General features: G+C 64.3%; 13 protein-coding genes. 4 read left to right on the top strand and 9 right to left on the bottom strand.

The window, feature by feature from the left end; genetic code table 11:
* Positions 1–60: 60 nt before the first annotated feature.
* From glcE to CDPAHKCJ_RS09165, 3 genes are all read left to right on the top strand, one after another.
* On the top strand, positions 61–1,263 hold the full coding sequence (glcE, locus tag CDPAHKCJ_RS09175; RefSeq protein ID WP_166019514.1) for a glycolate oxidase subunit GlcE: 1,203 nt from the start codon (positions 61–63) through the stop codon (positions 1,261–1,263).
* A 28-nt stretch (positions 1,264–1,291) separates the two neighbouring features.
* Positions 1,292–2,614: a glycolate oxidase subunit GlcF gene (gene glcF, locus CDPAHKCJ_RS09170; protein WP_166019513.1), complete on the top strand. Its 1,323-nt coding sequence runs from the start codon at positions 1,292–1,294 to the stop codon at positions 2,612–2,614.
* Between the two features lie 73 nt (positions 2,615–2,687).
* Positions 2,688–3,095 carry a heme-binding protein gene (locus tag CDPAHKCJ_RS09165; protein ID WP_166019512.1) on the top strand — a complete coding sequence of 136 codons (408 nt, stop codon included), beginning with the start codon at positions 2,688–2,690 and terminating at the stop codon, positions 3,093–3,095.
* Between the two features lie 123 nt (positions 3,096–3,218).
* On the opposite strand, the gene CDPAHKCJ_RS09160 is transcribed toward CDPAHKCJ_RS09165, so the two are convergent.
* Positions 3,219–4,124, bottom strand: coding sequence for a LysR family transcriptional regulator (locus CDPAHKCJ_RS09160; protein ID WP_166019511.1), 906 nt, complete (start codon positions 4,122–4,124; stop codon positions 3,219–3,221).
* A gap of 192 nt (positions 4,125–4,316) precedes the next feature.
* Between CDPAHKCJ_RS09160 and mgrA the strand changes: the two genes are divergently transcribed.
* Complete coding sequence (gene mgrA / locus CDPAHKCJ_RS09155) at positions 4,317–5,345, top strand: L-glyceraldehyde 3-phosphate reductase (protein WP_166019510.1); 1,029 nt, start codon at positions 4,317–4,319, stop codon at positions 5,343–5,345.
* Positions 5,346–5,445: 100 nt separating this feature from the next.
* On the opposite strand, the gene xylB is transcribed toward mgrA, so the two are convergent.
* The 8 genes from xylB to CDPAHKCJ_RS09115 form a co-directional block, all read right to left on the bottom strand.
* Entirely contained in the window at positions 5,446–6,963 is a 1,518-nt protein-coding gene (gene xylB, locus CDPAHKCJ_RS09150; protein WP_166019509.1) for a xylulokinase, read from the bottom strand.
* A 24-nt stretch (positions 6,964–6,987) separates the two neighbouring features.
* A complete protein-coding gene (locus CDPAHKCJ_RS09145) occupies positions 6,988–7,689 on the bottom strand; it encodes a nucleoside/nucleotide kinase family protein (RefSeq protein WP_346773912.1) in 702 nt (233 codons plus the stop codon).
* 60 nt (positions 7,690–7,749) lie between these two features.
* Positions 7,750–8,559 carry an L-iditol 2-dehydrogenase gene (locus CDPAHKCJ_RS09140; protein WP_233593460.1) on the bottom strand — a complete coding sequence of 270 codons (810 nt, stop codon included), beginning with the start codon at positions 8,557–8,559 and terminating at the stop codon, positions 7,750–7,752.
* Positions 8,560–8,616: 57 nt separating this feature from the next.
* Positions 8,617–9,327, bottom strand: a complete 711-nt coding sequence (locus CDPAHKCJ_RS09135; RefSeq protein WP_240916707.1) for an HAD family phosphatase — start codon at positions 9,325–9,327, stop codon at positions 8,617–8,619.
* Between the two features lie 26 nt (positions 9,328–9,353).
* A complete protein-coding gene (gene ugpC / locus CDPAHKCJ_RS09130; protein ID WP_166019507.1) occupies positions 9,354–10,601 on the bottom strand; it encodes a sn-glycerol-3-phosphate ABC transporter ATP-binding protein UgpC in 1,248 nt (415 codons plus the stop codon).
* An 89-nt stretch (positions 10,602–10,690) separates the two neighbouring features.
* On the bottom strand, positions 10,691–11,578 hold the full coding sequence (locus CDPAHKCJ_RS09125; protein WP_200019378.1) for a carbohydrate ABC transporter permease: 888 nt from the start codon (positions 11,576–11,578) through the stop codon (positions 10,691–10,693).
* A 28-nt stretch (positions 11,579–11,606) separates the two neighbouring features.
* A complete protein-coding gene (locus CDPAHKCJ_RS09120; protein WP_166019505.1) occupies positions 11,607–12,494 on the bottom strand; it encodes a sugar ABC transporter permease in 888 nt (295 codons plus the stop codon).
* Between the two features lie 239 nt (positions 12,495–12,733).
* A complete protein-coding gene (locus CDPAHKCJ_RS09115) occupies positions 12,734–14,077 on the bottom strand; it encodes a sugar ABC transporter substrate-binding protein (RefSeq protein ID WP_166019504.1) in 1,344 nt (447 codons plus the stop codon).
* Positions 14,078–14,528: the final 451 nt, after the last annotated feature.

The raw sequence follows: 14,528 nt of genomic DNA, 5'->3' as shown, positions 1-14,528 counted from the left end.
CGATCGCCACTTCATCGCCACTTCATCTCTACTTCATCGCCACTTTAATAGAGACATGCCATGCCAGAGCCAGATGATTCGCTCCAGGATCAGGTGCCAAGCCATGCCGAGTGCGCCACACCTGCCGCCAGCCAGCACCCGCAGGAACACGATGCCAGTGAGGCACTTTGCGAGCAGGTCCGCGCCGCCCACGCGGCGAGACGCCCGCTGCGCATCGCCGGCAGCGGTAGCAAGGCCTTCCTCGGGCGTGAGGTCGTGGCCGAGGAAGTGCTCCACATGCGCGCGCATCATGGCATCACCCACTACGATCCCGTGGAGCTGATGGTCTCGGTGCGTGCCGGCACCCCACTGGCGACGCTGAAAGCCGTGCTCGCCGAACAAGGCCAGCATCTGAGCTGCGAGCCGCCCCACTTCGGCCCCGAAGCGACCGTCGGCGGCACTCTCGCCTCTGGACTCAGCGGCCCACGCCGCCCCTGGAGCGGCAGCCTGCGCGACCTGGTGCTGGGCACTCGCATCATCAGTGCCGATGGCAAGGCGCTGCGCTTCGGCGGCGAAGTGATGAAGAACGTGGCGGGCTACGACCTCTCGCGCCTGATGTGCGGTGCCCAAGGCACCCTGGGCGTGATCAGCGAAGTCTCGCTCAAGGTGATGCCGCGCCTGGTGGCGAGCGAATCGCTGTGTCTGGAGCTCAGTCTCGCCGAGGCGCTGACTCGCCTGGATACCTGGGGGCGCACGCCGCTACCGGTCACGGCGACCAGCTGGCATGACGGTCGCCTCACTCTGCGCCTGGAAGGCGGCGAGCGTTCGGTACAGGCCGGGCGCGAGCAATTGGGTGGCCAGGCACTGACGACCGACCAGGCATCGGCGCACTGGACTGAGTTGCGTGAGCACCACCTGCCCTTCTTCACCGCGCGTGCACCACATCAGGCCCTGTGGCGGCTGTCCTTGCCGCTGTCACTGGATCACGTCGAATGGCAAGCCGCCGTCAGCGAGCTGTTGGGTCATCTTGAGGACGCCGACCTGCTGTGTGACTGGGCGGGCGCCCAGCGCTGGCTGTACAGCGACGCCCCCGCTGACAGGGTTCGTTCGCTGGCCAGTCGGCTGGGTGGCCATGCCATCTGCTACACCCCGGGAGCCGTCGCTGCCGAAGACAGCCCATTGATGCCACTGGCCGCCATCAATGCTCGCTATCACCTCCAGCTCAAGCAGCAGCTGGATCCTCTCGGCATCCTCAATCCCGGTCGTCTATATGCCGAGATGTGATTCACTTCATGACGGGAGACGCACCTGAATGCAGACCCACTTCAGTGACGCCGCACTTGCCAGGCCGCACATCCAGCGAGCCGACAAGGTTCTGCGCAGCTGCGTGCATTGCGGCTTCTGCAATGCCACCTGCCCCACCTACCAACTGCTGGGCGATGAGCGCGACGGCCCACGCGGGCGCATCTATCTGATCAAGCAGCTGCTGGAAAGCGATCCCGAAAGTCCCGACGAGGCTGTTCGCGAGCAGGCAACGCAGATCACCCGCGAGACACAGCAGCATCTGGATCGCTGCCTGAGCTGTCGCAGCTGCGAGACCACCTGCCCGTCGGGCGTGCAATATCACACCCTGCTCGATATCGGTCGTCAGGAACTGGAACGGCGCGTCGGACGCCCGTGGCGAGAGCGCCTGTTGCGCAGCGGCCTGCGCCATGCACTGGTCGAACCCGCTCGCTTCAAGGCCTTGCTGGCACTTGGCGTGCGCTTTCGCCCCCTCGCGCCTGGCGCGCTGGCCGACAAGATCCCGCTGGCCCGCGAGCGCGACCGTCAAGCCGAGCACCCGGCCGGCCCCGTCACCGCGACGCCTTCTGATCAGTTGCTGTCTCGCCAGGTGCTGATGCTGGAGGGCTGCGTGCAACCGGGCCTGGCCCCCAACATCAATGCCGCCACTGCCCGTGTGCTGGCGCGCTTCGGCATCGGCGTCACGCCCATTCAGGAGGCCGGCTGCTGCGGTGCCATCGACTATCACCTCAACGCCCAGCAGGCCGGTCGCGCGCGCATGCGTGCCAACATCGATGCCTGGTGGCCGGCCATCGAGGCCGGTGCGGAAGCGATCGTGCAGACCGCCAGTGGCTGCGGGGCCTTCGTCAAGGAATATGGCGAGATGCTGGCCGATGACCCGGACTATGCTGAGCGCGCCGCACGCGTAAGCGCCCTGGCCCGCGACATCGTCGAGGTGCTCGGCGAGGAGATCGTCCGCCGAGATCGACAGAGTCTCGCGGCCACGCCCGACCAACAGCCGCTGGCCTTCCATTGCCCCTGCACCCTGCAACATGCCCAAGGACTGGGCGGCGAGGTGGAGAAGATCCTGTCGCAACTGGGCTTCACCCTGACCCCGGTCGCGGAGGGACATCTGTGCTGCGGTTCCGCCGGCACCTACTCGATCACGCAACCGGAGTTGTCACGCCAGCTGCGAGACCGCAAGCTTGAGGCGCTGGAGGCCAACGGGCCTGCGCGCATCGCCACTGCCAACATCGGCTGTCAGACGCATCTCTCGAGCGCCAGACGCACGCCGGTGAGTCACTGGATCGAACTGGTGGATGACGCCCTGCCCGAGACGCTGCCGCAGGCATGACGATTCACCGTTATTGTTATTGTTACTCTTGCTGTCACTTTCACTCACTCGCACCACTTGCCAAGGAAGCCCGATGATCACTCGCCACGTACTGACCCTCGCTGACGTCAATCAGATGCTGGACGCCGCCCAGAAGGAAGCCGAGACCAACGGCTGGGCCGTCTCCATCGCCGTTGCCGACGATGGCGGCCACCCGCTGGGCCTGCGTCGCCTGGACGACACGCCAGCGATGACCGGCTACTTCGCCCAGGAGAAGGCCAAGAGCGCTGCCCTGGGGCGCCGCGAGACGCAACTGTTCGAGGACTCCATCAACGGCGGACGCACCGCCTTCCTGTCAGCGCCGGAGCTGGAAGGCATGCTGGGCGGCGGCGTGCCGGTGATGGTCGAGGGCCAGATCGCCGGCAGCATCGGCGTGTCCGGCGTCAAGCCGGAGCAGGATGCCCAGATCGCCAAGGCCGGGGTCGCCGCACTGGGTCTCTGAGAGACCGCCAGCCTGGTCAAGAGGCCTCACCGGTCTGAATAAAAGGCGATTAAAAAGACCGCCGCGCCAGTCATGGTGCGGCGGTCTTTTTGCATGTGTCACTCTTGCGTCTGTGTCTTTCGGTCACGCACTGCGAGGTGGCATGGCGGCTTCCACCGCCGCCATGAAGGCGCGCAGCTTGCCCGACTGCGGCAGGCGCTGGGGATAGAGCATGTAGATGCTGTTGGGCTCGCCCTCCTCGTGCGCCAGCAGACGCACCAGACGCCCCTCGGCCAGCTCACGATCCACCAGGTAATGAGCGACCCGGATGATGCCGGCGTGATCCAGCGCCTGCTGCTTGAGCAGACGATGATCATTGATCGCCAGTCCGCCAGCGGGGCTTACCTCACCACTGGCCAGCGGCCAGCCGGATTGCCCGGCCCAGCGGTGGCAACGGTGGTCGGCAAGTGCTGCGGCCGTGTGCGGGGTGCCATGCGCGGCAAGATACTCGGGCGAGGCACAGCAACAGTGGACGTAATCCAGCAGGCGCCGCGCGATCAGGTTGTCCGGTGGCGTGCGCGTGGCGCGAAACGCCACGTCAAACGGTTCGCGCGTCAGATCATGACTCTCGTAACTGACGTCCAGGCGCAGCTCGACCGCCGGGTGGCGGGCCTGGAAGTCATTGCAGACCCCGATCAGATAGCGCTCGGCAAACAGCACCGGCGCCGTGATGCGCAACACGCCGCTGAACCCCTGTCGCGGGTGCTCCCTCCCATGCTCGAGGTCGTGCTCGAGGTCACGCTCCAGTGCCAACAGCTCGCTGCGCACGCCTTGCATGCGCTGGCGGATACGCTCGCCCTCCTCGGTCAGGCGCACCGCCCGCGTGGTGCGAATCAGCAAGGGCGCCCCGATATCGTGCTCAAGGCGCCGCACCTGCTCGGACAGATGGGCGCGCGAGATGCCCAGCACCCTGGCCGCCTGCGTGAAGCTGAGCGATTCCGCCACCTGAGCGAACAACATCAGGCGCTCTACCTGCTTGTGATGCTGCATCCAGCCTGCTCCTCATGCCAGCTACTAGGGATTTCAGTGATCGAGCCTGCCACAGAATTGTGCGCTATGGCGAACAATCTATTCGTTCGCATGTGCTTATCAGACCGACAGACGCGACCTAGACTGAAGGCGTCATCCGAGGTCATTTCCTCCCTGAGACATCCCCGCCTTCACTCGCGAAAGGACTCCGCCATGCGCTATACCCCGGCTGAAGATCGCTACGAACGCATGCAATACCAGCGCTGCGGCAAGAGCGGCCTCAAACTGCCCCGTCTGTCACTGGGGCTTTGGCACAACTTCGGCAACAACGCCCATGAAGACAATGCGCGCGCCATCTGCCACACCGCCTTCGATCTGGGCATCACCCACTTTGATCTGGCCAACAACTACGGGCCGCCCCCGGGCAGCGCCGAGGAAATGTTCGGCCGCATGCTCAAGCGCGACTTCGCCGGCTATCGCGATGAGATGGTGATCTCCACCAAGGCGGGCTATCACATGTGGCCTGGCCCCTACGGCGAATGGGGCAGCCGCAAGTACCTGCTCTCGAGTCTGGATCAGAGCCTCAAGCGCATGGATCTCGATTACGTCGACATCTTCTACTCGCACCGCTTCGACCCCGACACGCCGCTGGAAGAGACGATGGGCGCGCTTGACAGTGCCGTGCGCTCCGGCAAGGCGCTCTATGCGGGCATCTCCTCCTACAATGCCCAGCGCACCCGCGAAGCGGCCGCCATCCTGCGCGAGCTGGGCACGCCGTGCATCATCCATCAGCCCAGCTACTCGATGATCAATCGCTGGATCGAGGAAGACGGCCTGCTCGACACCCTCGATGACGAGGGCATCGGCTCCATCGTGTTCTCGCCGCTGGCCCAGGGCGTTCTGACCGACAAGTATCTGGACGGAGTGCCACAGGACAGCCGCCTGGCGCGCGGCGGGGCGATCAAGGAAGACCACCTCACCGAGGACAACCTGGAGCGGGTGCGCGCCCTCAACGCCATCGCCGAGCGGCGTGGCCAGTCGCTGGCGCAGATGGCGCTCGCCTGGGCGCTGCGCGGCAACCGCGTCACCACCGCATTGATCGGCGCCAGCCGTCCGCAGCAGGTCAGCGATTGCGTCAAGACGCTGGATCACCTCGACTTCACCCAGGCCGAGCTCGACGAGATCGACCGCTACGCCGTCGATGGCGGCGTCAATCTGTGGGCGCGCTCGTCCAATGCTTGAACTGCGACTGGTGCAGTGAAGCGCGTCAACCACATCGCCCCCGCCGAGTGAGACTCGACGGGGGCGATGTGTTTTGGCGTGACGTGCGGATGTATTGAGCTCAGCCGCCGGCGGCAATGCCGTGCTCGCTGGCGAGCAGCGCGCGGTAATCGGCGTAGCCCTTGCGGTAGGCGGCCACTCCTTCGGCCTGGGGCTGGGCGAGTGTCGCGTGATCCAGCGCGACCAGCCGCTCGCAGAGTTGCTCAAGCGTCTCGCCGTGGCGGCCCTGTCCATCTGCGCCTGACTGGCCCAGACACCAGCCCGCCTGAATCGCGGCGCCCAGGGCGGCGGCTTCGGTCACCTGCGGACAGACCACCTCGAGGCCGAGAATGTCCGCCAGCATCTGACGCCATAGCGGGCTCTTGGCGCCTCCACCCACCAGCCGAATCTGGCGCGCCGCACTGCCCAGCGGCCCCATGCACTCGAGTGCGTAGCGCAGGCCGTAGCTTGCGCCTTCCATGGTCGCTCGGCACAGGTTGGCCGGGGTGGTGTTGCGGCTGTCCAGCCCATGGAAACTGGCCTGGGCACGCGGCAGCATCGGCACGCGCTCGCCATTGAAGAACGGCAGGATCTGCACGCCCTCGGCTCTACGCGGGGCGCTTGCCACCTGCGCGGAGAAGGTATCGAGATCGAAGCCGAACATCTCGCGCACCCGCGTGGTGGCAGAGGTGACATTCATGGTGCATACCAGCGGCAACCAGCCGCCATCGCTGGCGCTGAAACTCGCCACCTGGGGATCGCAGCCCGCCGGATAGTCCGCCGACCACGCGCATACCGTGCCGGAGGTGCCCATGCTCAGCGTGACGCGTCCCGGCGCGATGTTGCCGGTGCCGATGGCGCTCATCATGTTGTCGCCGCCACCACTGGAGACGATGACATCCGGGCGCAGCCCGAAGCGCGCGGCAATCTCGGGCCGGATATGCCCGGCAGGCTCATGGGATTCGATGAGTCTGGGCAACACGCGCTGCGCGTCCAGTTCCGGGGCGATCTGAGCGAAGACATCCTGATGCCAGCAGCGGCGCCGAGTATCGAAATAGCCGGTGCCCGAGGCGTCGCCATATTCGGCGACATGCTCCCCGGTCAGCCAGAAATTGAGATAGTCATGCGGCAGCAGGATACTGGCGATGCGCTGATAGCGCTCGGGATGCCGCTCACGCAGCCAGGCGAGCTTGGAAGCGGTGTAACCCGTCTGCAGCACCAGCCCCAATGCCTCCAGACAGCCCGCTTCTCCGCCCAGCGCCTCGACCAGCGCGGCATTGTGATCGCGGGTCTCGGTATCACACCACAGCTTGGCCGGATGCAGCGGCACGCCGGCCGCATCCAGCACCACCATGCCATGCTGCTGACCGGACACCCCGATCGCCGCGATGCGCTGCGGATCAATACCGCAGGCCTCCAGCGCGTCATCGAAGGCGCCTTCCAGTGCCGTGATCCAGTCGTGAGGGTCCTGCTCGCGGCGTCCGTTGGCGCCCTCCTCCAATGCATGGCTGCGCTGCCCCTGAGCCACGATCTGCCCGGCGTCCGGATCGAGAATCACCACCTTGGTACTCTGGGTCCCACAGTCAACGCCTACCCACATGCGGCTCTCCCTGCCCGTCATCATTCAGTTGTCTTCCCCATCGAGCCCGATGGGGTCATTCGCGAGACGCCAGCGCCAGTCGGCACTGCGTGAGTCCTGCTTGATCAGGTGTGCGTTGAGCATGTCCTTGTGATGGGTGCGTTCGTGGGCGCCACGTGCATCCTGGCCCATCTCGCGCCAGCGATGCAGCAGGCGCGGCACTAGCACCTCATCCTCGATGTCCAGGAAGATGCTGATATCGAACAGCGGCAGCAACGATTCCCAGGGGGCGTGGCGCAGCAGCAGATAGTTGCCTTCGACCAGCACGATACGGTGATGGGTCTCGACCACACGGCCACCGGCACGCGCCAGATCCAACGGCCGGTCGAACACCGGCACGGCGACCGGGCCTTCATCGGCACGCACCCTGACGAGGTCATGGTAGAGCCCCTTCGCATCGAAGGTTTCCGGGGCGCCCTTGACGTAGAGCAGCCCCAGAGGGGCCAGCACGGCATTGTCGAAGTGATAGCCATCCATCGGCACCACCACGGCGATACCGGGTTCCAACGCATTGAGGGTCTCGCACAGGGATTCCGACAGGGTCGACTTGCCCGCCGCGGGCGGGCCGGCAAGCGCCACGATGGTACGTGTGCACTGACTGGAAGCGTGTTCCGCCAGCACACGGCTGGCCATGTCCCTCAGCGAGGGCGACATGTGGGCCAGACGAGAATCGGGTAAAGATGTCACGTGACTACCTCATTCATGGATGCACACCGCTTGCAGCAGGATGGAAGGCGCCCTTCATCCTTAGCTCATCCAGTTGCCACCGTCGACATTGAGTGTCTGGGCGACGACGAAATCGCTGTCTTCACAGGCCAGAAATACCGCGGCACCGACGTGGTCGTCAGGCTTGCCCATGCGCCCGTAGGGGACTGCCTCACCGACAAGACGCTTCTTCTCTCCCGGTGGGCGCTGCTCGTAGTGCGCGAACAGCGCATCGACCTGATCCCACATTGGCGTATCCACCACGCCCGGCGCGATGCCATTGACATTGATGCCGTGACGAATGAGATCAAGCCCGCAGGACTGCGTCAGGCTGATCACGGCGGCCTTGGAGGCACAATAGGCACTGACCAGCGCCTCACCCCGCCGCCCTGCCTGAGAGGCCATGTTGATGATCTTGCCGCCCTGCCCGCGCTCGACCATCGTCCTGGCCACCGCCTGCAAAGTGAAGAAGAGTCCCTCGACATTGACCGCCAGCTGCTGGCGCAACATGCCTTCGCTGACCTCAAGCACCGGCGCCATGGCAAAGACGGCGGCATTGTTGACCAGAATGTCGATGGGCCCGAGTTGGGCCTGCACGCACTCCAGCATGCTCTGGCGCGAGACGCTGGAGGTCACGTCCAGCGTCACTGCCAGCACCCGTGCCTGGGGACCGGCCTGCTCACGCAGTCGCTTCGCGGCACGCTCGGCGGCCTCGCCATTGATATCTGCCAGCGCGACATAGGCCCCTTCCGCGACATAGCGGGTGGCAATGGCCAGGCCGATGCCTCCCGCAGCGCCGGTGATCACCGCCACCTTGCCGGCGAGCTTGCCGACGGCCTGAGTCGCTGGCACTGAGGATGTCTGTACGGGTGTTGCCGCCTTGTGCATGACATTATCCCCTGATGGTGCTCATGTGGCGCTCAGATCGCTGACCTGACCGATACGCAGCTTGCTGATCAAGGCGCTGACCTCCTCCATGCTCGCACGGCTCTGCCAGGCGCCCGCCTCCAGCTGACGCTGGGCGTGGCCCGGCGGGATGTGCCCGGCGCCAGTGAAGCCGATCACGCGCAGACCGGCCGCGACCGCCGCGCTGACGCCGGCGAGGCTGTCCTCGACCACCACACATTCCTCGGCATCACGCCCCAGTTGACGCAGCGCCAGCTGATAGACATCCGGCGCGGGCTTGGGTCGCGCGACCTGCTCGGCCGTGAACAGCGGCACCGAACCCAGCCAGCGATCCAGACCGGTGGCGGCCAGCGAGGCACGCACCCGCCGCTCGGCACTGTTGGAGACGATCGCCACGGCCACGCTATTCGCCAACAGCCCGCCAAGCAGTTCCGCCATGCCGCTGATGGGCGCAAGTTCCTTTGCCAGACGTGACTCGATGGCGTGGTCGATGCGCTCCATCGCCTGCGGCGGCAGGGTGTGAGCACTCATGGCCTCCAGATGGCCCAGGATGGCCTCGGTGGTCATGCCCAGCGCCGCGCGCAACTCGGCCTCGGTGTCAAGGTCCGGCAGCCACTCTCCCAGCTGGCGGCTCAGCTCCTCCTCTGCCAGCACTTCACTGTCCACCAGCACGCCATCACAATCGAAGATCACCTGCTGCAAGGGGATACTCATGTCGCTCTCCTCTCCACCTGCGCGGGTCATGCGCGGGCTTCCTGTGCGGCGCCAGCGCTGGACAGGGAATTGTCCTGACGCGTCAGGCTGGTCAGCGGGTGGCGATGGAGGTTCTGCAACGCCAGTCCCTCGGCGGTGAACAGATGGGCTCGCTCGACCTCGAACCCGTAGCGGATGCTGTCACCTACGCGGCTGTTGACGTCACCATCGGCCATCAGGATCCAGCCGCTGTCGGACTGCTCATCGGACTTGAGGCCGCCGATCGGCGCATCGCCGGAACCATCCGGAGTCGCCAGGTACAGCGAGGTCACCCCGCCGAGACGCTCGATGACTTGCACCTGACCCGTGAACGGGCCTTGCTCGTCGAGCATCAGGTGCTCGGGGCGCACGCCCAGCGTCAGACTGTCGCCGACGATGACCGAGGCGCCATCTTCGGTCTGGCTTGCCACCGGGATCAGGCGCTCGCTGCCATCCGGCAGACGCACCGTGACGCCCTCACCCGCCACGCCAGTGACGGTGATGTCGAGGAAGTTCATCTTCGGTGAACCGATGAAGCCGGCCACGAAGCGATTGCGCGGGTGATGGTAGAGCTCCATCGGCGAGCCGACCTGCTCGACCACACCGCCCTGCAGTACGACGATCTTGTCGGCCATGGTCATGGCCTCGACCTGGTCGTGGGTCACGTAGATCATGGTCGCCTTGAGCTCGGCATGCAGGCGTGCAAGTTCGATGCGCATCTGCACGCGCAACGCGGCGTCCAGGTTGGAGAGCGGCTCATCGAACAGAAAGATGCTGGGGTTGCGCACGATGGCACGACCGATGGCGACACGTTGACGCTGGCCGCCGGAGAGTGCCTTGGGCTTGCGGTCCAGCAGCGGCCCGAGCTGCAGTACTTCGGCGGCAGCGTTGACCTTCTCGGCACGCTCTTCCTTGGAGACGCCGGCGAGCTTGAGGCTGAAGCCCATGTTCTCGCCCACCGTCATGTGCGGGTAGAGCGCGTAGCTCTGGAACACCATCGCCAGGCCGCGCTCGGCCGGGCCGATATCGTTCATGCGCTTGCCATCGATCAGGATGTCACCGGAGGTCGCGTTCTCGAGACCGGCGATCATGCGCATCAGCGTGGACTTGCCACAACCGGACGGGCCGACGAAGACCACGAATTCCTGGTCCTTCACTTCCAGATCGACTCCCTTGATGACCTGGGTAGTGGAGGCGCTGGCGCCGCTGCCGGAGGTGAATTCCTTGACGATGTTCTTGAGCGTGAGTGTGGACATGGGATGTTTCCTTATCCGCACCTGCCCGAGGGCAGGTGATGGCAAATTTGGGTGGCATGGCATCAAGGCGACATGCGTATGGCGCGCCGTTACTTGACGGCGCCGAAGGTCAGGCCGCGTACCATCTGCTTCTGGGTCATCCAGCCGAAGATCAGGATCGGCGCGATGGCGAGCGTGGACGCCGCGGAAAGCTTGGCCCAGAACAGCCCTTCCGGACTGGAGAAGGACGCGATGTAGGCGGTCAGCGGTGCGGCGTTGGAGGTGGTCAGGTTCAGGCTCCAGAACGCTTCGTTCCAGCTCAGGATCACGCACAGCAGACCGGTGGAGGCGATGCCCGGCAGGGTCAGCGGCAGCAGCAGGTGGAAGATCTCCTGCAGGGTGCTGGCACCATCCATGCGACCGGCTTCGAGGATGTCCTTGGGAATGTCCTTGAAGAAGGTGTAGAGCATCCAGACCACGATCGGCAGGTTCATCAGCATGTAGATGATGATCAGGCCGGTGCGGCTATCCAGCAGTCCCAGATCGCGGAAGATCAGGTAGACCGGCAGCAGCACGCCCACGGACGGCAGCATCTTGGTGGAGAGCATCCACAGCAGCGTGCCCTGGGTACGCTTGGTGGGCAGGAAGGCCATCGAGTAGGCAGACGGAATCGCGATCAGCAGCGCCAGCAACGTCGCGCCGAGCGAGATCACCACACTGTTCATGGCGTACTTGAAGTAGTCCGCACGTGCCTGGATCTCGATATAGCCCTCGATGCTGGGCGTGAAGAACAGGCTCGGCGGCGTGGCGATCGCCTCGGCCTCGGTCTTGAAGCTGGTGAGGATCATCCAGAAGATCGGGAAGAACATCACCAGCGCGATGGTCCAGGCCACCAGGGTCAGGACAAGCTTCTTGTTGATCACGCTGCGGCGCGCGCGACTGGCGCTGACGGCAGCGCTGGCGGCGGCCACGGAATTGGAAGTTGAAGTCGACATCATTGAGTCTCCCTGTGCTGAGCGCTTGTCATCAGTTCTCGAGATTCTTGGCGACGGTACGCACCAGGAAGAAGGCCACGATATTGGCCAAGATGATGGCGATCACGCCACCGGCGGAAGCACCACCCACATCGAAGTCCAGCAGGGCGCGGATGTAGATCAGGTACGCCAGGTTAGTCGAGGCCAGCCCCGGGCCACCGGAGGTGGTGACGAAGATCTCGGCGAAGATGGTCAGCAGGAAGATCATCTCGATCATCACCACCACGCTGATGGCACGCTTCAAGTGCGGCAGGGTGATGTAGAAGAAGATCGCTACCGGCCCTGCCCCGTCCATGCGTGCCGCCTCGACCTGGTCGTCATCCAGTGACTGGATGGCGGTCAGCAGGATCAGCACCGCGAACGGCAGCCACTGCCAGGTGACGATGATCACGATGGAGGTCAGTGGCAGGCTGGCGAACCAGTCGATGGCCGGCAGACCGAACAGCCCGGCGACCCAGGCCAGAATGCCGTTGACCGGGTGCATCATCATGTTCTTCCACACCAGCGCACTCACGGTGGGCATGATGAAGAACGGCGCGATCACGAACAGACGCGCGACGCCACGCCCGAAGAATTCCTGCTGCAGCAATACCGCCAGCAGCGTGCCGCCGACCACGGTGGCGACCAGCACCCAGCCCACCAGCAGCAGGGTATTGCCCATGGCCGTCCACAGGGACGGATCGGTCAGCAGATAGTAATAGTTGTCGACGCCGGCGAAGCCGGACACCGACGGCATCATCAGGTTGTAACGCTGGAAGGAGAACCACAGGGTCATGACCAGCGGTACCAGCATCCACATCAACAACAGGGTTACGGCTGGGGCTTGCAGCGACAGGGTTCGCAATCCCCCGACGGTGCGTCCGGATGCTCTCGTGCGCATGGTGAGTCCTTCGATACGGTGAGGAAGTCCGCTGTTGCGGTGCGCCCTTCAGGCAGAGGCTGTCCGTGCCACGCCGCGAGGACGTTGCAGGAATCTCGATAGGAAGGGTTCGCCGCGGAAGTCGGACGGGGCTCCCGCCGTGCTTCGAGTCACTCTCGGTTGAGGCTCTAGGCAAGGCGGGAGGCCATCAGGTCGTGAGGCGGGACCAAGCAGGTCAGCCCCACGACCGGTCGATCAGATCAGTAACCTGACTGGCGCATGGTGCGCTCGGTGGAACGCTGGGCGGAGGACAGTGCCTGGTCGACCGACATCTGGCCCGCCAGTGCCGCGGCGATCATCTGACCCACCTGGGTGCCGATGGACTGGAATTCCGGAATGGTCACCATCTGCACACCGACATAGGGCACCGGCTCAAGCGTCGGATCGGTCGGATCGGCACTGGTGATGGCGTCCATCACGAAGCCGGCGAAGGGAGCGGCATCCTTGTAGGCCTGGTTCTCGTAGGTGGAGACACGCGTGCCCGGCGGGATGCTTGCCCAGCCCTCTTTCTCACCGACCAGATTCACGTAATCCTGAGAGGTGGCCCAGGTGATGAAGGTCTGGGCGGCTTCCTTGGACTTGGAGGACTCAGGGATGGCGAGTGCCCAGGACCACAGCCAATGTGAGCCCTTCTCCGTCTTGGCGATCGGCGCCGGCGCGAAGCCCAGCTTGTCGGCCACGGAGGATTCCTTCGGGTTGTAGAGCTTGCCGGCTGCGGACGTGGCATCGACCCACATGCCGCACTTGCCGCTGGAGAACAGCGCCAGGTTCTCGTTGAAGCCGTTGGAGGTCGCCCCCGGCGGGCCGTACTTGCCCATCATGTCGACGTAGAAGTTGATGGCCTCGCTCCAGGCCGGGGAATCCAGCTGCGGTTCCCACTCCTCATTGAACCAGCGACCGCCGAAGCTGTTGACCATGGTGCCCAGCACCGCCATGTTCTCGCCCCAGCCCGGCTTGCCGCGCAGGCAGATGCCGTAGACACCTTCATCCGCGGAGTTGAGCTTGGCGGCCCAGTCATTGACCTGGGTCCAGGTCGGCTGTTCCGGCATCTCGATACCCGCTTTCTCGAAGAGGTCCTTGCGGTAATAGAGCATGGAGCTCTCGCCATAGAACGGCAGCGCGTAGAGGCCCTGGTTCTCGCCTTCGGTCAGGCTCAGACCATCACGCACCGGCTTGATCAGGTCATCGACCTTGTAGTCGTCCGGCAGATTGTCGAGCTTGGTCAGCCAGCCGTGCTTGGCCCAGATCGGCACTTCATAGGTACCGATGGTCATGACATCGAACTGGCCACCCTGGGTCGCCACATCGGTGGTCAGACGCTGGCGCAGCACATTCTCTTCGAGCACCACCCAATCCAGGGTGATGTCCGGATGCGCCTTCTCGAATTCACTGGTCAGACTCTGCATGACCACCATGTCAGCGTTGTTGACGGTCGCCACGGTGATGGTCTCGGCGCTTGCCTGAGCGCTGAGCGGAGCGATGGCAGCGACACTGGCGAGCGAGAGCAGATGACGGCGGGACTTGGTGATATGAGGTAGGCGCATGAGGGCACTCCATCGGGGCGTTATTGGCATTGTTCTTTTTCGAGGGCAGCGGCGCCTTGGGCACCGATACCTTCCCATCAACCGGCTTGGTGAACGGATGTCCTGGCGAGACATCGCGATTCAAACACGTTCGATCAAAACGTCATTCAGTGAACAAATGATCGGATTAGACCTGTGAAAAAGCAAACCCTGAAGCGCTATACCTTGGGCTATACAACCTTGGGATCTGATCCTTTGGGTGTAGGCCACAAGGCGGCATGGCCACTGAGCTTGCGTGCAATTCAGCATAGACAGACATTAGCGTTAAACGAAACAACGCAGGCTACCATTGTCACCCCGAGTCTTTGGAATTGAGACGAACAAACACATTCAATTGTCAGACAAGAGAAGGCAATGTTCGCCCTAAAAGTCGTGGCTCCGACGCAAGGATGGGAGAACGGAGGGGAAATAA

It is taken from the genome of Cobetia sp. MB87, from assembly GCF_011319755.1.
Taxonomy (GTDB): Bacteria; Pseudomonadota; Gammaproteobacteria; order Pseudomonadales; family Halomonadaceae; genus Cobetia.
The sequence above is the reverse complement of the archived record's forward strand: the minus strand, read 5'-3'. Positions and strand labels throughout refer to the sequence as shown.